General features: G+C 74.3%; 21 protein-coding genes. 14 read left to right on the top strand and 7 right to left on the bottom strand.

Translation table 11 applies throughout. From position 1 onward, the window contains the following. Positions 1-6: 6 nt before the first annotated feature. Positions 7-1,221 carry a UDP-N-acetylglucosamine--N-acetylmuramyl-(pentapeptide) pyrophosphoryl-undecaprenol N-acetylglucosamine transferase gene (locus ACIOJE_RS36165; RefSeq protein ID WP_400782333.1) on the bottom strand — a complete coding sequence of 405 codons (1,215 nt, stop codon included), beginning with the start codon at positions 1,219-1,221 and terminating at the stop codon, positions 7-9. A gap of 63 nt (positions 1,222-1,284) precedes the next feature. On the opposite strand from ACIOJE_RS36165, the gene ACIOJE_RS36160 reads away from it, so the two are divergent. Beyond that, positions 1,285-1,971, top strand: coding sequence for a response regulator transcription factor (locus ACIOJE_RS36160; protein ID WP_400677359.1), 687 nt, complete (start codon positions 1,285-1,287; stop codon positions 1,969-1,971). After that, complete coding sequence (locus ACIOJE_RS36155; RefSeq protein WP_280685876.1) at positions 1,968-3,344, top strand: HAMP domain-containing sensor histidine kinase; 1,377 nt, start codon at positions 1,968-1,970, stop codon at positions 3,342-3,344. Before ACIOJE_RS36160 ends, ACIOJE_RS36155 begins: the two co-directional genes overlap by 4 nt. A 207-nt stretch (positions 3,345-3,551) precedes the next feature. On the opposite strand, the gene ACIOJE_RS36150 is transcribed toward ACIOJE_RS36155, so the two are convergent. Together ACIOJE_RS36150 and ACIOJE_RS36145 are read right to left on the bottom strand one after the other, a co-directional pair. After that, positions 3,552-4,721 carry a hypothetical protein gene (locus ACIOJE_RS36150; protein WP_280685877.1) on the bottom strand — a complete coding sequence of 390 codons (1,170 nt, stop codon included), beginning with the start codon at positions 4,719-4,721 and terminating at the stop codon, positions 3,552-3,554. A 765-nt stretch (positions 4,722-5,486) separates the two neighbouring features. Next, a complete protein-coding gene (locus tag ACIOJE_RS36145) occupies positions 5,487-5,993 on the bottom strand; it encodes a hypothetical protein (RefSeq protein ID WP_280685878.1) in 507 nt (168 codons plus the stop codon). A gap of 489 nt (positions 5,994-6,482) precedes the next feature. On the opposite strand from ACIOJE_RS36145, the gene ACIOJE_RS36140 reads away from it, so the two are divergent. After that, a complete protein-coding gene (locus ACIOJE_RS36140; RefSeq protein WP_400782329.1) occupies positions 6,483-7,703 on the top strand; it encodes a GNAT family N-acetyltransferase in 1,221 nt (406 codons plus the stop codon). Between the two features lie 97 nt (positions 7,704-7,800). Here the strand turns inward: ACIOJE_RS36140 and ACIOJE_RS36135 are convergent, their stop codons facing one another. Together ACIOJE_RS36135 and ACIOJE_RS36130 are read right to left on the bottom strand one after the other, a co-directional pair. After that, positions 7,801-8,778: a phospholipase gene (locus tag ACIOJE_RS36135; RefSeq protein ID WP_400782327.1), complete on the bottom strand. Its 978-nt coding sequence runs from the start codon at positions 8,776-8,778 to the stop codon at positions 7,801-7,803. A gap of 297 nt (positions 8,779-9,075) precedes the next feature. Continuing rightward, on the bottom strand, positions 9,076-10,233 hold the full coding sequence (locus tag ACIOJE_RS36130; RefSeq protein ID WP_400782325.1) for an FAD-dependent oxidoreductase: 1,158 nt from the start codon (positions 10,231-10,233) through the stop codon (positions 9,076-9,078). Between the two features lie 180 nt (positions 10,234-10,413). Between ACIOJE_RS36130 and ACIOJE_RS36125 the strand changes: the two genes are divergently transcribed. The 6 genes from ACIOJE_RS36125 (at position 10,414) to ACIOJE_RS36100 (ending at position 20,264) form a co-directional block, all read left to right on the top strand. Beyond that, positions 10,414-10,983: a TetR/AcrR family transcriptional regulator gene (locus tag ACIOJE_RS36125; protein WP_400782323.1), complete on the top strand. Its 570-nt coding sequence runs from the start codon at positions 10,414-10,416 to the stop codon at positions 10,981-10,983. 231 nt (positions 10,984-11,214) lie between these two features. Then, entirely contained in the window at positions 11,215-12,435 is a 1,221-nt protein-coding gene (locus ACIOJE_RS36120; protein ID WP_400782320.1) for an RNA-guided endonuclease InsQ/TnpB family protein, read from the top strand. Between the two features lie 77 nt (positions 12,436-12,512). Beyond that, positions 12,513-15,335, top strand: a complete 2,823-nt coding sequence (locus ACIOJE_RS36115) for a BTAD domain-containing putative transcriptional regulator (RefSeq protein ID WP_400782318.1) — start codon at positions 12,513-12,515, stop codon at positions 15,333-15,335. Positions 15,336-15,486: 151 nt separating this feature from the next. Beyond that, complete coding sequence (locus tag ACIOJE_RS36110) at positions 15,487-17,571, top strand: trehalose-6-phosphate synthase (RefSeq protein ID WP_400782316.1); 2,085 nt, start codon at positions 15,487-15,489, stop codon at positions 17,569-17,571. Between the two features lie 383 nt (positions 17,572-17,954). Continuing rightward, the gene (locus tag ACIOJE_RS36105; protein WP_400782314.1) at positions 17,955-18,878 is read left to right on the top strand and encodes a TIGR03619 family F420-dependent LLM class oxidoreductase; all 924 of its coding nucleotides are present in this window, start codon (positions 17,955-17,957) and stop codon (positions 18,876-18,878) included. Positions 18,879-18,950: 72 nt separating this feature from the next. Next, complete coding sequence (locus tag ACIOJE_RS36100) at positions 18,951-20,264, top strand: nucleotide disphospho-sugar-binding domain-containing protein (RefSeq protein ID WP_400782312.1); 1,314 nt, start codon at positions 18,951-18,953, stop codon at positions 20,262-20,264. Positions 20,265-20,354: 90 nt separating this feature from the next. Here the strand turns inward: ACIOJE_RS36100 and ACIOJE_RS36095 are convergent, their stop codons facing one another. After that, positions 20,355-20,930, bottom strand: a complete 576-nt coding sequence (locus tag ACIOJE_RS36095) for a TetR/AcrR family transcriptional regulator (RefSeq protein ID WP_400782309.1) — start codon at positions 20,928-20,930, stop codon at positions 20,355-20,357. Between the two features lie 86 nt (positions 20,931-21,016). Between ACIOJE_RS36095 and ACIOJE_RS36090 the strand changes: the two genes are divergently transcribed. The 5 genes from ACIOJE_RS36090 (at position 21,017) to ACIOJE_RS36070 (ending at position 25,823) form a co-directional block, all read left to right on the top strand. Beyond that, positions 21,017-21,940, top strand: coding sequence for an SDR family oxidoreductase (locus tag ACIOJE_RS36090; protein ID WP_280685889.1), 924 nt, complete (start codon positions 21,017-21,019; stop codon positions 21,938-21,940). 287 nt (positions 21,941-22,227) lie between these two features. Then, complete coding sequence (locus ACIOJE_RS36085) at positions 22,228-23,100, top strand: SIS domain-containing protein (RefSeq protein WP_400782305.1); 873 nt, start codon at positions 22,228-22,230, stop codon at positions 23,098-23,100. Positions 23,101-23,140: 40 nt separating this feature from the next. Next, positions 23,141-24,058: an ROK family protein gene (locus ACIOJE_RS36080; protein ID WP_400782302.1), complete on the top strand. Its 918-nt coding sequence runs from the start codon at positions 23,141-23,143 to the stop codon at positions 24,056-24,058. Further along, positions 24,055-24,990, top strand: coding sequence for a 1-phosphofructokinase family hexose kinase (locus ACIOJE_RS36075; protein WP_400782300.1), 936 nt, complete (start codon positions 24,055-24,057; stop codon positions 24,988-24,990). The genes ACIOJE_RS36080 and ACIOJE_RS36075 overlap by 4 nt, the downstream gene beginning before the upstream one ends. Beyond that, a complete protein-coding gene (locus ACIOJE_RS36070) occupies positions 24,987-25,823 on the top strand; it encodes a class II fructose-bisphosphate aldolase (protein WP_280685893.1) in 837 nt (278 codons plus the stop codon). The genes ACIOJE_RS36075 and ACIOJE_RS36070 overlap by 4 nt, the downstream gene beginning before the upstream one ends. A gap of 122 nt (positions 25,824-25,945) precedes the next feature. Here ACIOJE_RS36070 and ACIOJE_RS36065 read toward each other — a convergent pair. Then, a partial coding sequence (locus tag ACIOJE_RS36065; RefSeq protein ID WP_400782297.1) for an amidohydrolase family protein occupies positions 25,946-26,326 on the bottom strand: 381 nt, incomplete at its 5' end.

The following is a 26,326-nucleotide window of genomic DNA, read 5'->3' as shown; positions in this document are numbered from 1 at the left end:
CGGTGGTCAGCGGTCGAAGGGGGCGGGGGCGAGGGCGGGGGAGGTGACGGCGGGCGGCTCGGGCGCCGGGGTCCGGCCGATGACGCGGAGCACCTTGGCGGCCAGCAGGTCGGCGGCGCGTGCGTGGTCGCCCGGCTCGGCCGCCCGGGCCATCGCGGCCAGCCGGGCCGGGTCGGCGAGCAGGGGTTCCACCAGTGCGGCCAGCCGCTCGCCGGTGCACTCGCCGTCCGGCAGCAGCAGACCGGCGCCGGTGTCGGAGAGGACGCGCGCGTTGTGGGTCTGGTGGTCGTGCGGCGCGTGCGGGTAGGGCACCAGCACGGCGGGCATCCGTACGCTGGAGAGTTCGGCGACGGTGGCCGCGCCGGCCCGGCACACCATCAGGTCGGCCGCCGCGTAGACCAGGTCCATCCGGTCCAGGTAGGAGACGGCGCGCGCCATCGGGTTGCCGGCCAGTGCGGCGCGGACCTCCTCCAGTGCGGCCGGGCCGGTCTTGATCAGCAGCTGCCGGTCGGTGCGGTGCCGCCAGCGTGCGGCCAGTGCGACGGCGGCTGCGGTGAGCCGGGCGGCGCCGAGGCTGCCGCCGTTGAAGACCAGTAGCCGGGCGCCGTCCGGGACTTCGAGCTGCCGGCGGGCCTCGGCGCGCAGCGCGGCCCGGTCGAGCCGGGCGACGGCGCCGACCAGCGGCATCCCGACGGTCTGCGCCGACCGGCCGGCGGGCAGGTGCTCGCGGGTGCGGTCGAAGGCGAGCGCGATGTGCGGGGTGAGCCGGGCGGCGAAGCGGTTGGCCCGCCCGGGCACCGCGTTCGACTCGTGCACCACGCTCGGCAGCCCGGCCAGCCGGGCGCCGACGATCGCCGGTGCGCTCGGATAGCCGCCCATACCGACCGCCACCTGCGCGCCCTGGGCCCGCAGGATCTCCCGGCACTGCCCGCCGGAGCGCAGCAGCGCCGCGGGCAGCAGGTAGCGGCGCGGGCCGAGGGAGGCGTCGAAGGGGATCATGTCGACGGTGTGCAGCCGGTAGCCGGCCTCCGGGATCAGGGTGGTCTCCAGGCCGCGTTCGGTGCCCACGAAGGAGATCACGGCCCGGGGGTCGGCTCGGCGCAGTGCCTCGGCCAGCGCGAGGCCCGGGTAGATGTGTCCGCCGGTGCCGCCGGCGCCGATCACCACCGACAGGGGACGGTCGGGATCGTGGTTGCCGTGGTTGCCGTGTTCTGTCCGCATGCCGTCGAGCCTGCCGAGGCCGTCTAAGAGACTTCTCAGAGTCGTTTTGAGAGGGTTGTCGGTATGAGCAACGGGCAGAGGGTGCTGGTCGTCGACGACGATCCGGAGGTGCGTGCCGCCGTCGAGGACGGTCTGGCCGTCGAGGGGTACCAGGTGCGCGGCGCGGCCGACGGGCTGGCGGCACTGAGCGAGGTGGCCGGCTGGCAGCCCGACGCGATGGTGCTCGACCTGCTCATGCCCGTCCTGGACGGACTGGCGGTCTGCCGCCGGCTGCGGGCCCTGGGCGACCGGGTCCCGATCCTGGTGCTGACCGCCCGCGACTCGGTGACCGACCGCGTCGACGGCCTCGACGCGGGCGCCGACGACTACCTGGTGAAGCCGTTCGCACTGGACGAGCTGACCGCCCGGCTGCGTGCCCTGCTGCGGCGCAGCGCCCCGGCGGCCGAGGAGACCGGCTACCGCTTCGCCGACCTGGAGGTCGACCCGGCCACCCGGACCGGCACCCGGGCCGGGCGGCCGGTGGAGTTCTCGCGCACCGAGTTCGCGCTGCTGGAGGTGCTGCTGCGCCACCCGGGCCAGGTGCTCCCGCGCGAGGTGATCATGGAGCGGGTGTGGGGCGCCGACTTCGGCCCCGACTCCAACTCGCTCGCGGTGTACGTCGGTTACCTGCGCCGCAAGCTGGAGGCCGATGGCGAACCGCGGCTGGTGCACACCGTGCACGGGGTCGGCTACCGCCTGGACCGGGGGTGAGGGCGCACGCCCGCTGGCGGCGCCGGCGCCCGCTGCGCACCAGACTGGCGCTCGCCTGCACGGCCGCGGTCGCCGTGGTCGCGCTCGGGATCAGCGCGGCCGCGTTCAGCATCGTCCGCTACGAGCTCAACCACCAGCTGGACCAGCACCTCACCCAGCAGGCCACCCTGGTCCAGCAGCAGCACCGCGCCGAGGGGCCGCAGGTCGTCTACGGCGAGTGCAACTACCTGGCCGCCCCGGCCTGCGCGCAGATCGTCTCCGCCGACCCCGGCAAGGCGCCGAACGAGCCGTACCTGCTGCCCGTCACCCCGGCCACCCGCCAGGTCGCGGACCGGCAGCGGGCCGGCTACTTCACCGACCTCACCATCGGCGGCCACCCGGCCCGGATGCTCACCACCCCGATGATCGCGGCGCCGCCCGGTGCCCGGCAGGCCGTCCAGGTCGCGCTGCGCGCCGACAGCGTCCGGGAGGGGGTGCGGCAGGCCGGCGCGCTGATGGCGGCCGTCGCGGCGGCGGGCGTGCTGCTGGCCGCCGCGCTCGGGCGCACGGTGGCCCGTACCGGCCTCGCCCCGGTCACCCGGCTGACCCGCACCGCCGAGCGGATCGCCGACACCCGGGACGCGAGCCTGCGGATCGAGCTGCCGCCCGGGCGCCGGGAGGACGAGCTGACCAGGCTGGCGGGCAGCTTCAACACCATGCTGGGTGAGCTGGAACAGTCCGTGACCGCCCGGCGCAGGCTCGTCGCCGACGCCTCGCACGAACTGCGCACCCCGTTGACCGCGCTCCGCACCAACGCCGAACTGCTTTCGCGTGCCGATCGATTGACGGACAGTCAGCGCGAGCGGGCGGCGGCCGCGCTGCGCCGCCAGCTGCGCGAGGTCACCGGCCTGGTGAACGACCTCATCGAGCTGGCCCGCGACGAGGAGCCGCAGCCGCTGCTCGAACAGGTCGGGGTCGGCCGGCTCGTCGGGCACTGCGTCGACACCGCGCGCGACCACTGGCCGACGGTCGCCTTCACCCTGGAGAACGACGCCGCGGAGCGCACCGTCCCCGGCGTGCCGGCCCGCCTGTCCCGGCTGGTCACCAACCTGCTGGACAACGCGGCCAAGTTCAGCCCGCCGGGCGCCACCGTCGAGGTCCGGCTCACCGCCGGGCTGGAACTGACCGTCCGCGACCACGGCCCCGGCATCGCGCCCGAGGACCTGCCGTACGTCTTCGACCGCTTCTACCGGGCCTCGGCCGCACGGGCGCTGCCCGGCTCAGGCCTCGGGCTCGCGATGGCGCGCCAGATCGCCCAGGCGCACGGCGCCACGCTCACCGCCGAGGCCGCCCCCGGCGGCGGCGCGCTGTTCCGCCTGCGGCTGCCGGGCTGAACCCGGGACCGCGAGGAGCGCCGAAGTCCGGCGCACGCCCACCCTCCGCCGTCCGCACGCCGACGGCTACCGGGTCTTCCCCGCCGGCGAACGGGACGACGTCACCGAGGTGATCCTCCCCGACCCCGGCGGCCACGCCGCCACCCCTGCGGATGCCGACCGCCTCCGCCGTGCCCGCCCGGTTCGGGAGCCGGTCGGATCAGCCGGTCAGATCAGCCGGTCGCGGTCACGCGTGGCGATGGCGCGGACGCGGGTGGCGAACCGTCCGCGGCTGCGTTGTTGGTGCAGTTCCTCGGCGGCTTCCTCGTCGCCCGCGTCGGTGGGGGTCTGCGGTGTCTCGTCCCCGTCGTGGTCGGTGTCGGCGTACTCGTCGTGGAGGAGCCAGCAGCCGTGGATGCCGGCGAGGAGGTCTTCGAGGAGGTCGCGGGCGGGCCGTTTCGGGTCGAGGGGGGTCAGCCGCAGGCCGGTGTCCTCCGCGTCGAGCTCCCCGTCCTCGTCCTCGTCCGGGTATTCGGCGAGGGCTTCCTCGAAGTCGTCGATCTGGTCGCGGAGGGCCGTCGGGTCGGGCAGCAGGCCGTCGGCGACGTGCAGGGCGTGTCGGACGAGGGCGGTGACGGCGTCGTACGGGGAGGCGCCGGCGTCGATGAGTTCGAGGACGAGGGTGGGGGTCTCGTGGGCGAGGGCCTCGATGGTGTCGGCTTCGAGGACGACGGTGGCCCGGTCGTGGCCGGAGGCCTGGGAGGCGACCTCGGCCGCGGCGGTGAGCCAGTGGGCCGCGGCGACGGCGGCGGCGGTGGGGTCGATATCGGAGAACAGCTGGGCGGGGCCGAACGGGTCCTGCTCGAACAGCAGGTCGGCGGAGGCGACCTGGGCAGGGGAGGCGTCCTCGCGGCTGAGGAGGACGGCCTGCTGGGCGCGGGCGGTCAGGTCGCCGAGTTCGGCGTTCTCGACGGCGGCGAGTTCGGTGGCGGCCTCGGCGAGGACGGTCTCGGTCAGCCCCTCGTCGTCCAGGGCGGCCAGGGCGCGGCCGACCCGGTTCGCGGACTCGACGACGGGGCTGTAGGAGACGGCCAGCATCCCGCCCTGGGGGAGGTTCGGTCGGGCGATGGCGGCGGCGACCTCGGCGAAGGCCCCGCGTTCCCGTTCGCGCCGCCATCCCTCGGTGTCGGGTTCCAGGGAGCCGGCGGCGCCGGCCGGATGGGTGTAGGTGTGCCAGGCCGCTTCGGACAGCTGGGTCAGCGTGGCGGCCAGGCGCAGGAGCGCGGTGGTGCCGGTCCCGGCGGGGAGGGTGGCGATGCTGGTGGAGAGGTCGCCTTCGCCGGTGCCCCAGGCGGCGATCAGCTCGTGCCGGACGGGGTCGACGCTGTAGCGGGTCATCAAGCCGTTCCTTCGGATCGGGCCGGTACGCCACGTGGCGCGAAGCAATTCTGACGTATCACCAGGTGCTGACCGTCCGTCCGCTGTCGGGGTCGGGGTCGGGGTCGGTGCCTGGGTGCGCGGGCGTTCCGATGCCGGTGGCGGTTGGGGCCTGTGCTGGCCCCTGCCGGGGAGACGCGCGAGGGGGGGGCAGCGGGGGCGGTCTGGTGCGGGCGGGGCGTGTGGTGGCCGTCGATGCGGGGGGCTCGTCCGAAGTCTTGCCGGAGAGCCCATGCCGGGATCTCCGGCGCGGTAGAACAAATGCTCGGTCCGGGCGGGGGGTGTCGGCGGCAGCGCGAGGGTGTGCCGGGTGGGCGGCGTGGCCGCCGCCTCACACCGCAGCCGCGCCCCTTTCACCTGCTTGGCCCAATTCCGTCGCCGGCTCGGGACGCCGGTCGCACGCCTGTTCCGGTGGGCGTCCGGCGGCGAGGGGGGAGCGGCCTGTGGCGGGCGGATGCCCGGTGGTACACCGGCCCTGCGGCGGATCGTACGCATCGGGCCCGCAGTCGCTCTGGCGGTGCGAGCTGCGGGCCTGCCGGGAAACGACCTGCCAGGGCCCCGTGATCGGAGCCCTGGCGGGGTCTGCGCATCGTGTGGGTCTATCGGATACTGGTCGGGAGGGCGTCCCGCCTCGGGGTGCGGTGCACCCCGGGGCGGGGGCCGGACCGGAGCCCCGAGCTGACTCCTCGGGGCTCCGTGTCATGCGGTCGCAGCTATCCGGTCGACTCAGCGGTAGTGCTCGACCACGCGGAAGCTGCCCACGACGCCGTCCTCGACCCGGATGCCCTCGGTGCGGTGGATCTTCACGCCGTCGCTGGTGCTGCGCGGCCCGACGGTGGCGATGGGGGCGCCGTTGTCGCAGACCGCCCCGCGGAACACCTCGACGGTCTTGTGGCTGTCGTTGCGGATGTTCAGGGTCCGGGCGCCCAGGCCGCTGATCACGGTGATGCAGCCGCCCGAGTGCGCGGAGTAGGTCCGCTCGTTGATGTGGATGCGGCCCTCCTCGTGGCGCTTCTCGTTGTGCCCCTCGTTGTGCCCCTCGTTGCGCCCCTCGTTGCCCTTCCCGCCAGCGGCGCCGCCGTCGGCGGGCAGCTCGGCCGGAGCAGCCACCTGCCGCGCCGAAGCCTGCGGAGCCATCGGCTCGGAGGCGGCCGACGCGTACGTGACACCGGTGACGGCCAGGGCCGCGACTCCGAGGGCGGCGGTGGTGGCGGCAAAGCGGTTGGTCTTCATGGAAGCTTCTTTCGCTCTCAGACGATGTCGGCTGGGCAGCCGACCCGAGATTGAACGTACTGAATGCCCCCATAGCTGTCATTTCGGGCATATCGAAATGTCGGCGAACGGGGTACGCCGGTCCGCGTGTCGCCCCTGAGGCTGGCTGAGCGTCCCGTCAAAGTGCTTGCTGTAGAGGCAAGTTGATGGGGGGTGGGTCCATTAGTGTGATTACCTGACTCCCGCTCACCCCTTTGACGTTCAGAGCTGCCCGGCACCGTGGGTGAGGCGGAGTCGCGGGTCAGCTGACGGTCGGTGCTGCCGGGGCTGCGGGGCCGGTGGGCCGGGAGGCCGGGAAGGCCGTGCCCGGCGGCCGGCCCCACGGCCAGGCGCGCCGGCAGAGCGCCCGGCCCGGCCGTAATTCGCTTGACCTGGCCACGGGGCGACGCTGCACTGTGGCGGGACACCACGAGTCGTGGTGCCGGTATTCCCAAGGGGGCAGCGGCAGCGATGGAGATCCGTTCCACAACCGACAAGGACCTCGACGTCTTCGTCGACACGCTCCACGCCGCCTTCGGGCGCTTCCCGGAAACCCCGGCCGAGGGCGCCGGTGTCTTCTGGTCGGCGCTCGAACTGGACCGCGGCCTGCTCGCCGTGACGGCGGACGGGCGGCCCGTCGGCACCGCCGCCGCGTACTCCTTCGAGCTCACCCTGCCCGGTGGGGTCCTCGTCCCGGCCCCCGGGGTGACCAACGTCGGTGTCCTGCCCACGCACCGACGCCAGGGTGTGCTCACGGCGATGATGCGTCATCAGCTCACCGAGGTGCGGGCCCGCGGGGAGTTCCTCTCCGTGCTGCTGGCCTCCGAGGCCGTGATCTATCGCAGGTTCGGCTACGGACCGGCGACCTACACGCAGCGGCTGACGGTGCCGCGCCACCGCGCCGCCCTCGCCCGCCCCCGGGCGGGCGCAACGGCCGACGCCGCGGCGGCCGGCTCGGTCGAGCTGCTGCGGCGTGCCGAGTGCGGCGGGATCCTGGAAGAGGTCTACGACCGGTACCGCCGCGCCCAGCCCGGCGCGCTCTCCCGGCCGCACCGCTGGTGGGCCCTGGGCGCGGGCCGGCCCCCGGTCTCCCGGGCGCCGCGCTACGTCGCCGTCCACCGCGACGCCGACGGCGTCCCGGACGGGTACGCCAGCTACTCGCTCGGCGAGTCCGACACCCTGACGGTCGACGAGACCATCGCCACCGACGACGCCGTCTCCACGGCCCTGGCCCGGTTCGTGCTCGGACACGACCTGGTCTCCCAGGTCGTGTCCGAGCACTTCCCGCCCGACCACCCGCTGCGCTGGCAGCTCGCGGACTTCAACGCCGGCCAGCTGAGCAACCACACCGACTGGCTCTGGGTGCGGCTGCTGGACGTCCCGCGTGCGCTGACCGCGCGTGGCTGGTTCACGGACGGCGAGCTCGTCCTCGACGTCGACGACCCGTTCCTCGGCGAGCACGGCCGCTACCTGCTGACCGTCCGGGACGGCAAGGCCGACTGCGTCCTGACGGACCGGGAGCCGGACCTGTCCCTGGACGTGAGCGACCTGGGCTCGGTCTACCTCGGCGGCACCGCCCCGAGCACGCTCGTGCGCGCCGGACATGTCCGGGCCCACCGTCCGGGCGCGGCCGCCCTCGCCGACGCCCTCTTCCGCGCCGAGCGCGCCCCACACTGCCTGCACTGGTTCTGACCGCGCGCTCGCCTCGTGCGTGCGGGCCCGTCCGGGCCGGCGCCTGCTGCGGAAGGGCCGTCGGCCGGGATTCCGGCCGACGGCCCGGGGCTGCCCGCTACCGGAACAGGCGGTCGCCGCCGGTGGCCATGCGGTGGGTGCCGCTGTGGCGGTTCACCCAGTCACGGACGAGGTTGATCGCGTTGGCGCACTGCCAGCTGTTGTCGTACTCGCGCACTCCGGTGAAGGCGCCGTAGCCCGCGATGATGCCGTCCACACCCGCATCGCCCAGCAGCTTGTCGACGTACCACGGGTCGTTGTAGGTGGTCGTCCAGGACAGCGTGGCCGCGAGCCGTCCGGCGGCACGGTCCCCGGCCCCCTTCTTCAGCTCCGCGCACGTGTTGTAGGTGGCCTCCGTGCAGTTGCCGAACCCCTTGGTGATGTCGGAGTCGCCGTAGTCCATCGCCCGGTGACCGGCCGGGAACCCGGAACCGGACCGGTTGAAAGCGCCCTGGACCTGATCGCGGGTCCCGGTCGACGTGATGCCCTCCAGCGGGCCGAGCTTGCCCTCCAGGCTCTGCCAACCCCGGCCGCCGACGTCCGGGGTGCTCCCGCCGTGGTACTCGAAGAAACCGTAGAGCACCTGGATCCCGGCTGCCGTGAGCCGCTGCGCCTTGTCCCGCAGCCCGGCGACACTGCACGTGCGGTTCGGCTGCTCCCCGCAGTAGTTCGGGTCCTTGATGTCCAGCCAGACCAGCGACAGCCGGCGTCCGGCGTTGGCGTTGGAGAGGATGCTGTCGAAGCTGGGGCCCAGCCGGTTCTCACCGGCCGAGGAACAGTCGTGGTAGGCGCGCCATTCGTTCGGGTTCCACCAGGCACAGACGTCGATCTCGATGCCGTTGGCGCCGTGGCCGAGCGCGGCGTCCACGCCGTCCAGGGTGTCCACCCGGTGCGCGATGGCGTAGACCGCGTGGCGCTGGTCGGCTGCCGCCGCCGGGGTCGTACCGAGCGCGGTGAGGCCGACGATCCCGCACAGTGCCGCCAGCAGCGCCAGCACCTTCCGCGGGCCGGTGCGATGCCTGAGGTGAGTGGTCAAGAAAGGTACTCCTTCATGTCGGTGCCCTGAAGCCGTCGCGCCGATGACGCCGCCGTCCTGACGCGCCGCTCGTCCCCCGCCGGCGGCGACCCCAACTCGGCCCTGGTCATGGCCACTTCATCTTGCCATCGCGCCGTGACGGACACCGGGGAAACAGCGCACATCCCTTCGCCTACGATCGCCGGTGCCGCGAGGGGGCGAGATGATCGCCGCGGCTCGGGAGTGCGTGCTGCGCTCGGCGTCGCCCGAGCCGGGGGGCGGCCATCGGTTCGGCGGGCCCGGTTCCGAGTACCGGTGTCAGTGGTGTCCGGTCATGTGGGCGAGGGCCTGTGCGGCGGAGTCGGGGGCGAAGGCGCTGGCGAGTCCTTCGGCGGCCCCTTCGGCGGCCTCGGCGGAGCGGGGCAGCAGGACGTTCTCGTAGGCGGTGATGGCGTCGTCGACGGTGGGCCGGCCGGAGAGGGAGCGGGCGAGGTCGGCGCCGTCGAGCATGGCGAGGTTGGCGCCCATGCCGGAGAAGGGGGACATGAGGTGGGCGGCGTCGCCGAGGAGGGTGACGCCGGGGGTGTGCGGCCAGGTGTGGGAGAGGGGCAGGGCGTAGAGCGGGCGGTTGGTGTAGCCGGTGTCGGTGTCGGTGATGAAGCCGGTCAGGCTGTCGCTCCAGCCGGTGAACGCGTGGAGCAGGGCCTCCCGTACGGCGGCGGTGTCGGTGAGGTCGAGGCCGGCCTGCCGGTGCCAGTGCTCGTCGGTGCGCAGGCCCAGGTAGCTGCGGATGTGGCCGTTGCTGTTGCGCTGGGCGATGAAGCCCCGGTTGTCGTCGAGGGCCATCATGGTGCCGTTGCCGGTGAGGGCGGCGAGTCGGGGGTGGCGGGTGTCCGCCTCGTCGAGGCCGGTCTCGACGAACGTGACGCCGGTGTAGCGGGGCACGGCGTCGGACAGCAGGGGCCGTACGCGGGACCAGGCGCCGTCGGCGCCGACCACCAGGTCGGTCTCGATGGTGGTGCCGGTGGTGCCGTTCGTGAAGTGCAGGCGGTGGGTGCCGCCGCCGAGCGGCTCGGCCTTCTCCAGCTTGTGGCCCCACCGGACGGTGTCGGGGGCGAGGGAGTCCAGCAGGATGCCGCGCAGGTGGCCGCGGTCGATCTCGGGATTGCCGTCCGCGCCGGCGGCCGGTGGCGGGACGGCGTCGAAGACGACGCGGCCGTCGCGGCCGACCAGGCGCAGCTGCTGGCCCTCGGGCCGGGCCAGCCGCTCGAATTCCTCCCACAAGTCGGCCTCGCGCAGGGCGTGTTGGCCCGATTCGGGGTGCATGTCGAGGGTGCCGCCCTGGTCGCGGGCGGTGCGGGAGGCGTCCAGGTCGTAGACGGTGACCTCGATGCCGCGGCGCTGGAGGATGCGGGCGCAGGTCAGGCCGCCGGGTCCGGCGCCGATGATCGCGATGCGGGGGGTGTCGGTGCTCACGAGGTGCTCCGGTGGTCTCGGTGGTCCGGTGATCGGAGGTGGGGCGGGGTGGGCGGCGGCAGGGGCGGGTGCCGACCGGGGGCATCGCCGGACCGGCCGCCACGATGACGAAAGCACACTCGGTAAAAAAGTGCAACGACACAACTTATTTGACCGTGCAATTCAAGGTATGATCCAAGCATGACTGCACCCATCGGCCGCCGTGAGCGGAAGAAGGCCGCCACCCGCCAGTCCCTGGCGGACGCGGCCCTGAACCTGTTCCTGGCGCACGGCTACGACCGGGTGACGCTCCGGGACGTCGCCGAAGCGGCCGACGTGTCGACCACGACCCTGCTCAAGCACTTCCCCGGCAAGGAGGCCCTGGTCTTCGACGAGGAGGCCGACCAGGAGGCCCGCCTCGTCGCCGCCGTACGCGACCGCGCACCCGGGCAGTCCGTCCCGCAGGCCCTGTGCGCGCACGTCAAGCGGACGCGCATCGGTGAGCGGAACCCCGATCCCCGGTTCGCGCCCTTGGTTGAACTCGTGCGGAACACGCCCGCACTGAGCGAGTACTCCCGCCGCATGTGGATCCGCCACCAGGGCGCTCTCGCACGCGCCATCGCCGAGGACAGCGGCGCCGATGACCTGCGGTGCGCCGCGCTCGCACGCTTCGCGCTCGAAGTCTCGGCCCTCGTCGACCACGCCGACGATCCGGGGCGGGCCGTCGACGCCGCCTTCGACCTCCTCGAACACGGCTGGCAGGCCCGCTGACCGCCCGTCCGGAGACGGGCCGACCGGCGGCCCCGTCGGGGCCGACGCTCTGATACTGGGAGGTCGCCCGCCGTCATCATGGACCTCCATGGATGCCCCCGGCTTTGGTCGGGGGAGGAAATGGACTGCCCGCGTGGCGGGTCGGGTGGCTGCGTTTCGCCCCCTGGGCGGGCCGCGGTGCTGTGACAGGCGGGATTGGATCCTCACGGATTCCCCGTTAGGTTGTGAGTCATGGCCATGACTCACGTGAAGCGGGCGTTCAAGTACCGCTTCTATCCGACGGATGCGCAGGCGGCTGAGTTGTCGCGCACCTTCGGGTGTGTGCGGAAGGTCTACAACATGGCGTTGCAGGCCCGTTCGGAGGCGTGGACGCTGCGTCGGGAGCGGGTCAACTACAACGCCACGTCGGCGATGCTGACGGGGTGGAAGAGGACCGGGGAACTGTCCTACCTGTCCGAGGTGTCGTCGGTTCCGTTGCAGCAGGCGCTGCGGCACTTGCAGGGGGCGTTCGCCAACTTCTGGCAGAAGCGGGCGAAGTACCCGACGTTCAAGTCCCGGAAGAAGTCCCGCAGGTCCGCCGAGTACACGTCCTCCGCGTTCCGGTTCCGGGACGGCCGGCTGACGCTGGCGAAGATGGATCGGCCGCTGGACATTGTGTGGTCCAGGCCGCTGCCGCGGGGCGCGGCGCCGTCCACGGTGACCGTGTCGCAGGACAGCGCGGGGCGCTGGTTCGTCTCGCTGCTGTGCGAGGACCGCCCGTCGATGCCCGCACCCGTGAACACGGCGGTCGGGATCGACGCGGGGATCACCAGTCTGGTGACGCTGTCCACCGGGGAGAAGATCACCAACCCCCGGTACGGGCGCAAGGACCGGGAACGCCTGGCCAGGGCCCAGCGGGAGCTGTCCCGCAAGACCGAGGGCAGCGCCAACCGGGACAAGGCCCGGCTCAAGGTCGCCCGCGTGCACGCGCGGATCGCCGACCGCCGCCGGGACTTCCTGCACAAGCTCACCACTCGACTCGTCCGTGAGAACCAAACGGTCGTGATCGAGGATCTGACGGTCCGGAACATGCTGGGGAGCCGGACGCTCGCCCGCGCCATCGGTGACGCGAGCTGGACCGAGATGCGGTCCATGCTGGAGTACAAGGCCCAGTGGTACGGCCGGGACCTGGTGGCCATCGACCGGTGGTTCCCCAGCTCGAAACTGTGCTCGGCCTGCGGCGTGATCGCCGCGAAGATGCCCCTGAACGTCCGTGCGTGGGAATGCGCCTGCGGCGCGCGGCATGACCGGGACGTGAACGCGGCACGCAACATCCTGGCCGCCGGACTGGCGGTTGCAGCCTGTGGAGACGGTGTCAGACCTCAACGGAGCACTCCGGGCGGGCAGTCGTCGGTGAAGCAGGAAACATCCCGACCGCAGCGCTCACGCGCAGCGGCTCAGCCGCGAGGCTGAGGGGAATCCCCCGGCTCCAGCCGGGGGAGGAAGTCAAATGCTTGTCACTCTGATGTGGTGCACGGTGGGGGGTGCGCGTGGACTTCCGACTGCTGGGCTCGGTGGCCGCAGTGGCCGCGGACGGCCGGGAGCTCCCCGTCGGGTCGGTCAAGCGCCGGAGCCTGCTGGCCATGCTGCTGCTGAACCCCGGCGCACCCGTCACCGTCGACCGGCTCACCGAGGCCGTGTGGGACGAGGAGCCGCCCCGGCACGCGCGGACCGTCATCCAGAACCACGTGTCGGGACTGCGCGCGCTGCTCGCCGCGCACGGTGCGCCCGCCGTCGGCGTCGAACTCGTCACCGACGGCGGCGCCTACCTCCTGCGGGTGCCCGAACTGGCGGTGGACACCGGCCGGTTCGAGCACCTCCTCCAGTCCGCCCGGTCACTGCGCGCCGCCGGCGACTCGGTGGCCGCGCTTCAGGAGGCGCTCGCCCTGTGGCGGGGCCCAGCGCTCGCCGGCACGACCGCCAGCCTGCCGCTGCAGTGCGCCGCGCAGGGCCTGGAGGAGCTGCGGCTCGTCGCCGTGGAGGAACTGGCGCGCGCCCACGGCCGGCTCGGCGACCACGGCGCGGCGGCGGGCGTGCTGCGCACCGAGGTCGCGATGAACCCGCTCCGGGAGTCGCTGGTCGCGGCGCTGATGCTGGCGCTCGGCCGGGCGGGAAGGCGGTCGGAGGCGCTGGGCTGGTTCCACCGCACCCGCCGGGCCCTGGCCGACCAGCTGGGAATCGACCCGGGAGTCGAACTCGTCGACGCCTACGACGCGCTCCTGCGCGCCACCGCCCCGGCCGACCGGCCGGCCCCCGGCCCGTACACCGGGGCCCCGCCGGCACCGGACCTGCCCGTCGACGGTCCGCCCCCGCCAGCCCCCGCACCCGCACCCGCCCCCGCACCCGGGCCGACGCCGCCCCGCTCCGCCGCCTGGACCTTCCCCCGGCGCCCCCGGGGCTTCTCCGGCCGGCAGGACGAACTGGCCGCGCTCGACCGGGCCACCGGCACCCCCGGCGCGATCGCCGTCGTCACCGGCGGCGCCGGGGTCGGGAAGACCACCCTCGCCGTGTACTGGGCCCACCACCGGCAGACGGACTTCCCCGACGGCCGACTGTTCGTCGACCTCTGCGGCCACAGCCCCCTGCCCGAGCGCTCCACCGCCGCCGTGCTGCGCGAACTGCTGCTCGCCCTCGGCCTGCCGGCCGAGCAGATGCCCGGTTCCGCCGAGGCCATGGCGGCCCGCTACCGGGAACTGACCACGGACCGCAGGATGCTGATCGTCCTGGACAACGCGCGCCGCTCCGAGCAGGTCCGCCCACTCCTGCCCGACGGGGAGGGCTGCGTCACGGTGGTGACCAGCCGCGACCGGCTCGGCGGCCTGGTCGCCTCGGACGCCGCCCGCCCCGTCTCGCTCAGCGAGCTGTCGCCCCCGCAGTCCGTCACCCTGCTCGCCGCCACCCTGGGCACGGACCTGGTGTCGGCCGAACCCGAGGCCGCCGCCCGCCTGGTGGGCCTGTGCGACGGCCTGCCGCTCGCGCTGCGCCTCGCGGCGGCCCGGATCGCCACCTGCCCGGCCCGCAGCCTGGCCGCCCTCGCCGACGAACTGGCGGACGAACAGCGCAGGCTGGGCCTCCTGGAGGTGGAGGACACCAGCCTCGCCGCCGCCCTCGCCCTCACCGTGCAGCACCTGTCCGAGCCGGCCCGCCGGATGTTCCACCGGCTCGGCGCGCACACCGGCGCCACCCTCGACAGCCGTACGGCCGCCGCACTCGCCGATTGCCGGCTCGACCAGGCCGCCGGGGCCCTGGACCAACTGGCCACCGCCCACCTGCTCGTCGAGATCGGCCAGGACGCCTACACCCTGCACGACCTGGTCCGGCTCTACGCCCGGAGCATGCCGGGCGACGACGACGCCGACGTGCTGCCACGGCTCCTCGACCACCTGCTGAACACCCTCCTCGCCGCGAGCGCCGCCGCCGAGCCGGGCAGCGAGCCGTGCTGCGCCCTCCCGCCCGGCACCCGGCGCCCCGCCGAGGTGCGGCCCTTCCCGGACCGCGCGAGCGCGCTCGCCTGGTACGCCGTCGAACGGGACACCCTGCGCGGCGCGGTCGCGGCGGCGGTCGCGGCCGGGCTCCACGACCGGGCCTGGCGCCTGGTCCTCCTCCAGTGGCCCCTGATCGTGTGGCAGGCCCGGGACGGATGGGTGCCGCTGCTCGAACACGGCCTGGCCGCCGCCGAGGCCGACCTGGACCCCGGCGCGCAGTCCCGCGCACGGGCGCTCCTGGGGTGGGTCCTGCTGGAGGAGGGGCGGCACGAGGAGGCCCTCGCCCACCTGGAGCAGGCCCCGGGCCTGGCCGCCCTGGCCGGGGACGGCACCGCGCAGGCCGTCGCGCTGGTCAACCTGGCCGTCGCGCTCGCCCGGTACGGCCGGAGCGCGCGGGTGCGCGACCTGCTGACCACGGCCCTCGCGCTGGCCACGCAGGCGGACCGCGCCGAACTCGCCGCCCTCGCCCGCCAGCACCTGGCCGACGACTGCCTGGCGGCCGGCGACCCCGAGGAGGCCGCCCACCACGCGGCCTGCGGTCTGGCCCTCGCGCAGCCCCCGTTCCCCGTCGCCCGCCAGGTGGTCCTGGAGACCCTCTACGGCCGCGCCCTCGCCGCGATCGGCCGCCCGGAGGAAGCCGCGCTCCACCTCGGCGCCGCCGTCCGGACCGCCCGGGCCCACCAGTACGGGGAGGGCGAGTCGGCGGCCCGTGCGGCCCTGCACGCCCTGTCGGCTTCCGCCGCCTCCGCCGCCGCGATGGCCTCCGCTGCTGCCGAGTCGCACGTCGGACCGTCCAGAGCGAGCCAGGCGCCGCCCGGCCGCTGCTGACGACGGGGTCGAGCGGGCGCCGACCGGTCGCGCTCGATCAAAACGCCAGCTGGTGACGGCAGGTGACGGACCGTCGGATCCGCGGTGATGGCATCGCCCGGCGCGACAGGGGCACTTCACTCCGTTGTCGGGCCGTGTTAACGTCCGGCAGATGTCGAGGATTCTGGTCACCGATCTGGACGGGACGCTCCTGGGCGGCGAGGTGGCCGACCGGCGCCGGCTGTACACCGCGCTGGTCCGCCATCCCGAGGTGACCGTGGTCTTCGCCACCGGTCGGGGCGTGCCGTCGGTCCGCGAGGTCCTGCGGGATCCGCTCGTGCCCAGACCCCGCTGGATCATCGCCGATGTCGGCGCCACCGTCGTGGACGGCGAGGACTTCGCGCCGGTGGCCCCGCTGCAGGAGCAGTTGCGCGCCGGCTGGCCCGGTCCGGAGCGGGTCCGCGCGGCGCTGGGCGGCTTCCCGGCACTCGTCTACCAGAACGGCGTTGCCCAGGACGGCCGTTGCTCGTACCACCTGGCGCCGGACGGGCTCACAGAGGAGCTCGCCGAGGCCGTCCGCTCCCTCGGCTGCGACTGGCTCTACTCGGCCGACCGCTACTTCGACGTCCTGCCGTCGAGGGCCGACAAGGGTGGTGCGCTGCGGGCCCTGGCCGAGAAGCTGGGCTGGTCGATGGACTCGGTCCTGGTCGCCGGAGACTCGCTCAACGACCTGTCGCTCTACCGGCTCGGCGCGCACGGCGTCATCGTCGGGGAGGCCGAGCCCGCCCTGCTGGCGGCGGTTCCCGAGAGCCCGTCGGTGTGCCGGCCCGGACGCCCCGGCGCGGCCGGGATCCTCGCGGCACTCCAGGAACTCGGCTGGGTGGCACCGGACTTCGACCGCGCGGAGCGCGGCCACCCGCTGGTGGTCGGCTACCACCGTCCACCGGGGACCTGGACCCCCGAGGGCTGGCAGCCACCGTCCAGCCCCAACGGCATCCTGCCCACCCTGAACAGCCTCTTCGGCAGCGGGCTGCCGGGCGTCTGGGTCGCCGCCGCCGTCGGCGGCCCCGCCCCCGAGCCCCGCCCGGGGCCACCCCTCTCGCTGCTGCCGCTCGACGGCGCCGAGTGGGCGGGCTACTTCCACCGGGCCTGCAAGCAGACGCTCTGGCCAGTGCTGATGTCGGAACCGGAGCGGCTGGGCTTCGACCCCGCCGACTGGGCCGACTACCGGACGGTGAACGCGCGCTTCGCCGAGCACATCGGCGCGCAGGCCGCGCCCGGGGCCACCGTCTGGCTGCACGACTACAACCTGTGGCTGGTGCCGGGCCTGCTCCGCGCCCGCCGCCCGGACCTGCGCATCGGGCTGTTCCACCACACCCCGTTCCCGCCGCCGGAGGTCTTCGCCGCGCTGCCCACCGCGTGCGAACTCCGTTCCTCGCTGGCCTGCCTGGACTGGGCCGGGTTCCACACCGCCACCTTCGCCGAGCACTTCCGGCGAACCCTGGCCGACCGGTCCCGGCTGCCGCGCCTGGGCATCCACCCGCTCGGCATCGACCGCCCCGCCATCGAGGCGCTCGCCCGCCGCCGCGCGCCCTACCGCCCCTCGGACGAGGGCCGGTTGGTGCTCTCGGTCGAACGCCTCGACTACGCCAAGGCGCCCGTCCAGAAGGTCGAGGCGATCGCCCGGCTGCTCGCCGAACGCCCCGACCTGCGCGGGCGGTTGCGCTTCCGCCTGGTCTGCCCGCCGCCCGAGCCCGGCATCACCGCCCACGACACCACCCGCCGACTCCTCGAACAGCGCATCGACGAGATCAATGACGTGTGGTGCGAGGGGAGTCGGCGGCCGATCGAGTACCTGCCGCGCAGCCTGCCGCCCGCCGAGGTGATCGACCAGTACCTGGCCGCCGACGTGCTCTGGGTGACGTCCCTCCAGGACGGGATGAACCTCACGGCGAAGGAGTTCATCGCAGCCCAGGCAGCCGCCCAGGCAGCCGCCGGGTCAGCCGTCCCCGGGGCGGCGGTGCCCCGCGCCGGTGTGCTCGTCCTCTCCCACCACGCCGGCGCCGCCACCGAACTCGGCAGCGCGGCCCTGCTCACCGACCCGCACTCCGCCGACGACCTCACCGCGACCCTGGCCCGCGCCCTGGCCCTCACCCCCGCCGAGCGCCGCGCCCGCCTGCGCCGCCTCTCCGCCCTCCTCGGCCGGGAGAGCCCCGCCGACTGGGCCGCCCGGATCGTCCGGGCCATCGGGGCCTGAGGCCCGGTCCCGAGTGATGAGTCGGGGAGCGATCGCGGCGTGGTGAGTCCGGGCGGTCCGGTGCCGGTCGGCGGTACGGCCGTGAGCTGGGCGGACGCGGTTCGAACGGCTGCGATCGGGCGTTGATCGAATGTCAATCTCGATCGGTGACAGTACTGCCGGGGGGTGCGGCGGCAGCGCGGAAGCCTCGCCCCGTGACGCCACCGACCCCGACCTCTGCAAGCGGAGACCATGAAGCACCGCATCACCTTCAGCGCGCCGGCCCGCACCGTCGGCCTCGGCGCCACCGCCTGCGGCAGCGTGTGACGGGCCGACCCGCGCCCCTACCTCTGCTCGCCGTCGTCGTCCCTCTCGTCGCCCACCAGGCAAGGCCCACACCCACCATGCGCATCGGACTCTCCCTTCCTCAGTACGGCCGCTTCGCCGACCCCGCGCTGTCCGCCCGGGTCGCGACCGCCGCCGAGGAAATCGGCTACGCCGGCCTCTGGGTCGGTGACCGGCTCCTGGTCGCGACCGCCCCGCAGAGCCGCTACCCGGGCGGTGACGGGACGGTCCCCCCGCCCGAGTGCGAGGCCTTCCTGGACCCGCTGATCGTGCTGACGGTGGCGGCCGGTGCGACCCGCCGCGCGCGGCTGGGCACCAGCACCCTGAACGCCCTCTGGTACCCGCCCGTACTGCTCGCCCGCACCCTGACCTCCCTCGACCTGGTCAGCGCCGGACGCCTGGACGTCGGGCTGGGGCCGGGCTGGTCCAAGGACGAGTACCAGGCCGTCGGCGTCGCCTGGCAGGGCCTGGGCGACCGGCTGGAGGAGAGCCTGGACGTCCTGGAGCGGGTGTGGGCGGCGGACGACGTGATCCGCCACACCGGGGCCCGGTGGACCGTCCCGCCCGCGGTCATCCGGTCCAGGCCCGTGCAGCGCCCCCGTCCTCCGCTGCTGCTGGGTGGCTTCGACCAGGCCACCCTCGCCCGGGTCGGTCGGCGCGCCGACGGCTGGCTGGCCGTGGGCCTGCCCGTACCGGCCCTGGCGCAGATGTGGCGCGCCGTCCGGCAGCACGCCACCGACGCCGGGCGTGACCCGGACGCGCTGCGCCTGGTGCTCCGGGTGAACCCCGCGATCACCGCCGAGCCGGCCCCCGAGGACCTCGTCCCACGCCGCGGGACGGTCCATCAGATCGCCGACTACCTGGCCACGGCGGTCGACGCGCTGGGTGCCGAGCCGCTGATCGACCTCCACGTCGCCGCGCGCGACGCCGACGAGTACCTGGCGCTCGCGGGCGCCCTGCACGACCTGCTGCGCGAGCGGTAGCAGTCTCTCCGGCCTCCGCCGCCGGCGAGGAACCCCACCGAAGACCACCACCCCGGAAGAGGAATTCTCCCCATGTCCAAGATCATCGTTGCCGCCACGCCCGTGGCCGGTCACACCGGCCCGCTGCTGCGGATCGCCGGCCACCTGTCCGGCCTGGGACACGAGGTGGTGTTCCTCGGCGGGGCACGGTTCGCCGCCCAGGTCGCGGCGGAGGGCTGCCGCTTCCAGGCGCTGCCGGCAGCGGCCGACTTCGACGACCGCGACGTCGCGGCGAGCTTCCCCGAGCGGGAGCTGGTACCGGCCGGTCCGGCCCGGCTCAGCTGGGACGCCAGGCACATCTTCGGCGACCCGGTTCCGGCCCAACTCGCCGCCCTCCACGAGCTGTTGGCGTCCTTCCCGGCGACCGTGGCGATCCATGACAGTCTGTTCCTGGGCGGGGCCGCCCTGGCACTGGGCCGGAAGGCGGGCGACCGGCCCGCGGTGGTGGCGATCGGCACCTTCCCGGTGATGGTCGGGAGCCGGGACACCGCCCCGTTCGGCCCGGGCCTGCCGCCCCCGGTGGACGAGACCGAGCGCGCCCAGTACGCCGCACTCGCCGGGCAGTTCGCGGAGCGGGGCCGCCTGGTGACCGAGTACGTGCGCCAGTGCTTCGCCGCCGCCGGGGTGGAGCTGCCCGCCGGAGAGCGGCCCAGGGTCCTCACCGAGGCCGCCGACCACTTCCTGCAACTCACCGTCCCCGGCTTCGAGTACCCGCGCAGCGACCTACCCGCCAACGTCCGCTTCATCGGCGCGCTGCCGATACCCGCCTCGAAGGGCGACCGAATCCCGTCCTGGTGGCCGGAGTTGGAGCAGGCCAGGGCGCAGGGCCGCAAGGTCGTCGTGGTGACCCAGGGGACCGTCGCCAACGGGGACCTGACCGCGCTGGTGGTCCCGACCCTGCGCGCCCTGGCCGGGCGGGAGGACCTGCTGGTGATCGCGGCCACCGCCCGCCACGACGGCGAGCTGCTGCTGGCCGCCGAACTCCCACAGCTGCCGGCCAACGCCCGAGCGGCCGGGTACGTCCCGTTCGACGCACTGCTGCCGCACGCGGACCTGCTGGTCAGCAACGGCGGCTACGGTGGCGTGCACACCGCGCTCGGGCACGGCGTACCGCTGGTGATCGCCGCCGAGAGCGAGGACAAGCCGGAGGTCGCCGCCCGGGTGGCGTGGAGCGGTACGGGCATCGACCTCCGCACCGGCCGACCCACCACGGAGGACCTGGCGGCAGCGGTGGACGAAGCCCTCAGCCGCCCCTCCTACCGCCGCCGCGCCGAGGCCCTGTGCGCCGAACTCGCCCGCCACCGGGCGCCGGCCGCGATCGCCGACCTGGTCGCCGAAATCGGCTGACCACCGCACCGGAACGGAACCAGGGCCTGTCCGGCCGATCCTGCCCGGCAGGATCGGCCGGACAGGCCCTGGGGACGCAAGGAGCGCACTTCAGACGGTCTGACCGCCCGCGGTCGCGGACTTGAGCGCGTCCAGCGATTCCCGCATCACCTGCGACAGCTCGCGCTGCTCGGCCGGCGCGATCCAGAGCTCGAAGCCGACCTTGAACACGGCGACGCCCGCCTCGGCGGTCAGGCTCGCGACCGGTTCCGCGACCCCGCGCCCGCGCAGGGCGCCGGCCAGCGCCGTCGACATCGAGGCGAGCTTGATCAGCTCCCGCTCCCGGAGTTCCGCATTCGCCTGGATGACGGCCTGCCGCCTCCGGGAGTACTCGCGGCGGCCGGCGAAGACGTCGGTGACCGCCTGCAGGCCCGCCGCCATCGCGTCGATCGGCGCCGCCGACTCCTGAGCCTCGGCGACCGCGTCCACGAACCGCTCCTGCAGCGCGTTGGCGCCGTCGAACAGCACCTCGCGCTTGTCGGCGTAGTGCCGGAAGAAGGTTCGCTCGGTGAGGCCGGCCCGTTTGGCGATCTCCGCCACGGTGGTCTGCTCGTAGCCCCGCTCGCTGTAGAGCTCCAATGCCGCTTCCGCCAGGCGTCCGCGCGCGTTCGGCTCCCATCTACCCATGGACAGATCCTACGTGATGACAGTGACTGACGTCGGGTGCTACCGTCGATGACAGCAACTGACATCACCAGTGAGGGGCTCTTCCCATGCGCATCTTCGTGACCGGCGCGTCCGGCTGGATCGGATCCGCCGTCGTTCCCGAGCTCATCGACGCGGGGCACCGGGTGACCGGGCTCGCCCGCTCCGAAGCCTCCGCCGCCGCCCTCGCCGCGGGCGGGGCCGAGGTCGTCCGTGGCACCGTCGACGACCTCGACGTCCTGCGGGACGCGGCCGCGGCGTCGGACGGGGTGATCCATCTCGCGTTCAAGCACGACATCGCCTTCACCGGCGACTTCCGGGGCGCCGCCGAGGCCGATCGCCTCGCCGTCGACACCTTCGGCGACGTGCTGGCCGGTAGCGACCGCCCGTTCGTCCTCGCCTCCGGGCTGATCGGCTTCAAGCCGGGGCAGCTGGTGACCGAGCGGGACATGCCCGCGGTCGACGGCTCGCCGTTCTCGATCCGGGCGGCCACCGCGGAGGCGACGCTCGCGCTCGCTGCGCGCGGTGTGCGCTCGTCCGTCGTCCGGCTGTCGCCGACCTGCTACGGCGAGGGGGACAACGGGTTCCTGGCGACCCTGGTCGCCATCGCCCGGGCCCAGGGCGTCTCCGGCTACATCGGTGACGGCGCCAACCGCTGGCCGGCCGTCCACCGCCTCGACGCCGCACGGCTGTTCGCCTTGGCGGTCGACAAGGCTCCGGCCGGATCGGTCCTGCACGGCGTCGCGGGGGAGGGGGTCCCGATCCGCGACATCGCCGAGGTGGTCGGCCGCCACCTCGACGTACCGGTGGTCTCCGTGGCCCCCGAGGCCGCGGCCGAGCACTTCGCCTGGCTGGGCGCCGTCCTCGCCCTGGACCTGCCGACGTCGAGCGCCCTGACCCGCGAACTGCTGGACTGGCGCCCGACCCGCCCCGGCCTCCTCGACGACCTCGACCGGGGCCACTACTTCCGCGAGCCCGCCACCGCCGCCTGACCGGTCGCGGGGGTCGCCGACGTCGACGTTGCGACGTTCGGTCCCGAGGTCGGCCCCCGGACGGGCGTGACAGCCATCGCACAACTCCCTGAGCACCCAAGCTCGTTGAGGAGAGTTGTGCGATGGCTTCGTGCTGTCCGGGGGCGGTCGGGGGTGGTCTGTGGTGGCGGTGGGGGACGGCTGTTCAAAGATGAACACTCCTGCTCGTTATTGCGCAGAGATGAAGATTTGCACTATAAATCAAGCATCTTCACGCACCATCTTGCAGTCCTACGCAGGAGGACGTCATGACTCACGTCGACGAAGAGATCGCCAGCCAGCCCGAGTGCTGGCAGCGCGCCCTTGATCTGGCTCCGGGGCACCTGCCCGAGCCCGGTGAGCGGGTGGCGGTCATCGGGTGCGGCACCTCGCTGTACATCGCGCAGGCCTACGCGGTGCTGCGCGAGTCGCTCGGGCTGGGGGAGACCGACGCGTTCGCGGCGTCCGAGTTCCCGGCCGCCCGGCGGTACGACCGGGTCGTCGCCCTGACCCGCTCCGGCACCACCACCGAGGTGCTGGACGCGCTGGCCCGGACCAAGGACACCGAGACGGTGGCGGTCACCGCCGCCCCGGAGACCCCGATCGGCGGGGCCGCGCGCCACGTGGTGGCGCTGGAGTTCGCGGACGAGAAGTCGGTCGTGCAGACCAGGTTCGCCACCACCGCCCTCGTGCTGCTCCGCGCCCACCTGGGCGCCGCGCCGGCGGACCTGCCGGAGCAGGCCCGGCGGGCACTGGTCGCGCCGCTGCCCGAAGGGGCGCTCGACGCCCGGCAGTTCACCTTCCTGGGGACGGGCTGGACCTGCGGCGTGGCGCACGAGGCCGCGCTCAAGGTCCGGGAGGCCTCGTCCTCGTGGACCGAGTCCTACCCGGCCATGGAGTTCCGGCACGGACCGATCAGCGTCAGCCGCCCCGGGAGCGTGGTGTGGTTCCTCGGCGAACCGCCGACCGGCCTGGTCCGGCAGGTCGAGTCGACCGGTGCCCGGGTCAGTGTGTCGGCGCTCGACCCGCTGGCCGACCTGATCCGCGCGCAGCGCCTGGCGGTCGGCCTCGCCGTCCGGCAGGGCCTGGACCCCGACCACCCGCGCAACCTCACCCGCTCCATCGTGCTGGACCAGGCATGACCCGCCTGCGGACCGCGTGCGGCAGGGCGGAGCCGGCGCCGTGAGCGTCATCGCCCTGGACGTCGGCGGCACGCACATCAAGGGCGCGGCGGTCGAGAACGGCGAGCCCGTCGAGACCGAGCAGTGGCACACCCGGGCCGAGCGCGGGCCGGACGCCGTCCTGGACACGGTGCTGCGGTGCGCGGACGAGCTCGTGACCCGGGCCGTTCGCCGCGGGGCGAAGCCGGCCGCCGCCGGGGTCGTGGTGCCGGGGCTGGTGGACGAGGCGAGCGGCACCGCCGTCCTCGCCGCCAACCTCGGCTGGCGCGAGCTGCCCGTGCGGCGCCGGGTCGCCGAGCACCTGGACCTCCCGGTGGCCTTCGGGCACGACGTCCGGGCCGGCGGCGTCGCGGAGGCCCGCCTCGGGGCCGGGCGCGGCTGCGCCGACTTCGCCTTCGTCCCGGTCGGGACGGGCATCGCCGCCGCGCTGATGCTCGGCGGCCGGCCGTTCGCCGGCGACCGGGGGTTCGCGGGGGAGCTCGGCCACCTGGTGGTCCGCCCCGGCGGCGACCGGTGCGCCTGCGGCAACCGGGGCTGCCTGGAGACGCTCGCCTCCGCCTCGGCGATCGCCCGCCGCTACGCGCTGGCCTCCGGCGGTCCCGCCGTGAGCGCCAAGGACGTCCGGGCCCGGGCCGAGGCGGGCGAGCGATCGGCCGGGCGGATCTGGACCGAGGCGGTCGAGGCACTGGCCGACGGCCTGGCCGCCCTGACCGCGCTGCTCGATCCGGGGCGCCTGGTCATCGGCGGCGGTTTGGCGGAGGCCGGTGAAGCGTTCCTGCCGCCGCTGCGGACCGCGCTCGCCGAGCGTCTCACCTTCCGTCCGGCTCCGCTGCTGGTGGCCGCCGAACTGGGCCACCGGGCGGGCAGCCTGGGGGCGGCGCTGCTCGCGCAGGACCTCCTGGACGGCGGTGCGGCGTGATCCTCACCGTCACGCTCAACGCGGCCCTGGACATCACCTACCGGCTGCCCGAGGTCCGGCTGCACGCCAGCCACCGGGTGCCGAGCGTCCGTCAGCAGGCCGGCGGGAAGGGCGTCAACGTCGCGCGCGTGCTCGCCGCGCTCGGCCACACCGCGATCGTCACGGGCCTGGCCGGGGGGCCGGCCGGTCAGGCGGTCCGGGCCGATCTCGCCGAGGCCGCCCTGCCCGACGAACTGGTCGAGGTGGCGGGGGAGACCCGCCGGACCGTGGCCGTCGCGGACGACCAGGACACCACCGTCTTCCTGGAGCCCGGGCCCGAGGTGTCGCCGCAGGAGTGGCGGCGCTTCCTGGCCCACTACGAGCGGCTGCTGCCCGGCGCGTCGGTCGTCGTGCTCTCCGGGAGCGTGCCGCCCGGGCCGCCCGCGGACGCCTACCGGATCCTGATCGAGCGGGCCCGCTGCCACGGCGTCCCGGCCGTCCTGGACGCGGACGGTCCGGCGCTGCTGCGGGCGCTGCCCGCGGGCCCGGCCGTGGTCAAACCCAACGCCCACGAACTCGCCGAGGCCACCGGTACCGCGGACCCGGCCGGGGGCGCGGAACTGCTCCGGGCGGCCGGCGCCGGCGCGGTGGTCGCCTCACTGGGGCCGGACGGTCTGCTGGCCTGCACGGCCGAGGGCAACTGGCGGGCCCGCCCGCCGGACGCGCTGCGCGGCAATCCGACGGGTGCGGGCGATTCGGTCGTCGCCGCCCTCGCGCTCGGCCTGCACACCGGCGCGCCCTGGCCCGACCGGCTCCGGCAGGCCGTGGCGCTGTCCGCCGCCACCGTCCTGGCCCCGCTGGCCGGGCGCTACGACGCCGACGCCTACCACCGCATGCTCAGCCTCGTCCGGGTCGAGGAAGTCGGCCCGGCACACCCTCAAGGAGAACCGTGACCCTGGCCGGAACCGGAGAGATCATCGCGCCCGCGCGGCGGAGCGGATCCGGCGTCGGAGCGTTCAACGTCATCCAGCTGGAACACGCCGAGGCCATCGTCGCCGGGGCCGAGGCCGTCGGGGCCCCGGTCATCCTCCAGATCAGCGAGAACGCCGTGCGCTACCACGGCGGCCTGGCGCCCATCGGCACCGCGACGCTGGCGGTGGCCCGGGCCGCGGCCGTGCCGGTGGCCGTCCACCTCGACCACGCGACCGAGCGGTCGCTGGTGGCGGAGGCGGTCGGGCTGGGCTTCGGCTCGGTGATGTTCGACGCGTCGGTGCTGCCGTACGAGCAGAACGTGCGGGCCACGGCCGAGGTGGTCGAGTTGTGCCACGCCGCGGGCGTCTGGGTGGAGGCCGAACTCGGCGAGGTCGGCGGGAAGGACGGCGTCCACGCCCCCGGCGCCCGGACCGACCCGGGGGAGGGCGCCGAGTTCACCGAGCGCACCGGCGTCGACGCGCTGGCGGTGGCCGTCGGCACCTCGCACGCCATGCTCACCCGCACGGCGGTCCTGGACCTCGAACTGATCGCCGCCCTGCGGGCCGCCATACCGGTACCGCTGGTGTTGCACGGCTCCTCGGGGGCGGCGGACGACGCGCTGGCGGCGGCGGTCGCCCACGGCATGACGAAGATCAACATCGCCACCCACCTCAACAAGGCCTTCACCGAGGCGGTCCGCCGCCGCCTGGCCGCCGACACCGCCCTGGTCGACACCCGCGCCTACCTGGGCGACGGCCGCCAGGCCGTGGCGCAGGAGGTGTCACGGCTGCTGCGGACCCTGACCGCCGCATAGGTGTTCTGTCCCGTGAGGTTGGATCCTCGGTTCGGCCGTCGGCGGCCCGGTGCCCTGCGCGTCATGACGCGCAGGGCACCGGTGTTCCGGTCGGAGAACCCGCCCCGCCGCTCAGGTCGGCTTCACGGCGTCGGAACCACGTCGAACCGCTCGCCGCCGAGGACCCACCGGCCGCGGCGCATGACGGCGACCAGGTCGTGGCTCTCGGAGTCGAGGACAGCGAGGTCGGCGTGCTTGCCGGTCTCCAGCGAGCCGATCGAGTCGGCGAGGCCCAGCAGGCGGGCCGGGGTGGTGGACAGCGATTCGACGGCCTGATGGAGCGTCAGGCCGTTGATTCGCACGGCGCGTCGGAAGACCCGGTCGAGGGTGAGGGTGGAGCCCGCGATGGAGCTGCCGTCGGGGAGCATCGCGACGCCGTCCTTGACCTCGACCTGGAGGGGGCCGAGGGGGTAGAGGCCGTCGCCCATGCCGGCGGCGCCCATGGCGTCGGTGATCAGGGCGAC

The sequence above is a fragment of the Kitasatospora sp. NPDC087861 genome (assembly GCF_044742585.1).
In the GTDB taxonomy this organism is placed as follows: domain Bacteria; phylum Actinomycetota; class Actinomycetes; order Streptomycetales; family Streptomycetaceae; genus Kitasatospora.
This window is presented reverse-complemented; position numbering and strand designations above follow the sequence as displayed.

What these genes read in the sequence shown, in the direction of transcription:
- ACIOJE_RS36165 (WP_400782333.1), bottom strand. Translation starts at nt 1,221, where the DNA reads ATGCGGACAGAACACGGCAACCACGGCAACCACGATCCCGACCGTCCC.
- ACIOJE_RS36160 (WP_400677359.1), top strand. Translation starts at nt 1,285, where the DNA reads ATGAGCAACGGGCAGAGGGTGCTGGTCGTCGACGACGATCCGGAGGTG.
- ACIOJE_RS36150 (WP_280685877.1), bottom strand. Translation starts at nt 4,721, where the DNA reads ATGACCCGCTACAGCGTCGACCCCGTCCGGCACGAGCTGATCGCCGCC.
- ACIOJE_RS36145 (WP_280685878.1), bottom strand. Translation starts at nt 5,993, where the DNA reads ATGAAGACCAACCGCTTTGCCGCCACCACCGCCGCCCTCGGAGTCGCG.
- ACIOJE_RS36140 (WP_400782329.1), top strand. Translation starts at nt 6,483, where the DNA reads ATGGAGATCCGTTCCACAACCGACAAGGACCTCGACGTCTTCGTCGAC.
- ACIOJE_RS36125 (WP_400782323.1), top strand. Translation starts at nt 10,414, where the DNA reads ATGACTGCACCCATCGGCCGCCGTGAGCGGAAGAAGGCCGCCACCCGC.
- ACIOJE_RS36120 (WP_400782320.1), top strand. Translation starts at nt 11,215, where the DNA reads ATGGCCATGACTCACGTGAAGCGGGCGTTCAAGTACCGCTTCTATCCG.
- ACIOJE_RS36110 (WP_400782316.1), top strand. Translation starts at nt 15,487, where the DNA reads ATGTCGAGGATTCTGGTCACCGATCTGGACGGGACGCTCCTGGGCGGC.
- ACIOJE_RS36105 (WP_400782314.1), top strand. Translation starts at nt 17,955, where the DNA reads ATGCGCATCGGACTCTCCCTTCCTCAGTACGGCCGCTTCGCCGACCCC.
- ACIOJE_RS36100 (WP_400782312.1), top strand. Translation starts at nt 18,951, where the DNA reads ATGTCCAAGATCATCGTTGCCGCCACGCCCGTGGCCGGTCACACCGGC.
- ACIOJE_RS36095 (WP_400782309.1), bottom strand. Translation starts at nt 20,930, where the DNA reads ATGGGTAGATGGGAGCCGAACGCGCGCGGACGCCTGGCGGAAGCGGCA.
- ACIOJE_RS36090 (WP_280685889.1), top strand. Translation starts at nt 21,017, where the DNA reads ATGCGCATCTTCGTGACCGGCGCGTCCGGCTGGATCGGATCCGCCGTC.
- ACIOJE_RS36085 (WP_400782305.1), top strand. Translation starts at nt 22,228, where the DNA reads ATGACTCACGTCGACGAAGAGATCGCCAGCCAGCCCGAGTGCTGGCAG.